The 611-nt window shown below is 29.3% G+C and carries 1 protein-coding gene; it reads right to left on the bottom strand.

The genetic code is table 11. The annotated features are described in order from the left end of the window. On the bottom strand, nt 1-500 hold a 500-nt coding region (locus tag AC1DRF_RS31435), incomplete at its 3' end, for a cysteine hydrolase family protein (RefSeq protein ID WP_477742753.1). Nucleotides 501-611 lie beyond the last annotated feature (111 nt).

Raw genomic sequence — 611 nt, 5'->3', positions numbered from 1 at the left:
GCTAATGACACATTATGTATTTGTTCAGCTGAATAATAYGTATTRTCTGCYCCTTTTATTGCAAATGCAGCTGTKGCATCTGATACTAAGTACGTTTCAAATTCTAAATTACCACTCATTCGAGTAGTAGTTGAGACACAATGTGGAGTTGTTAACCCTACTATTACAACCTTTTCTATTTGGTTTTCTTTTAAATGTTTTTCAAGTCCAGTTCCTATAAATGCACTATTTACTTTCTTTTTAAAAATTGTTTCGTTTTTAACTGGAACTGCAATATCTTTAAAATCTGAACTTGGTTTACTAGGATGAAAAATTGAATGGTCGTTATCAGATAAGTGCTTAATATGTATAATTGGGTATTTCTTTTCTCTCCATGTCTTTAGCAGAATTTGAATATTCTCTTCAGCAGTGAGATTATTTCTTATCCCCCACTTTTCATCTTCAAAAGCCCTTTGAACATCGATAATAATTAAAGCCGTATTGCTGAAATCTTTTCTCATATGTAATTCTCCTTAACTATTTTCTGCATATTTTAACATTTATGTTAGATTAGTGAATTAAAAATAAGAATTTTATTTAAGTATGTAAACTTTCTAGAAGCAGTATTATAT

It is taken from the genome of Priestia sp. P5_B4 (assembly GCF_056400385.1).
The sequence above is the reverse complement of the archived record's forward strand: the minus strand, read 5'-3'. Positions and strand labels throughout refer to the sequence as shown.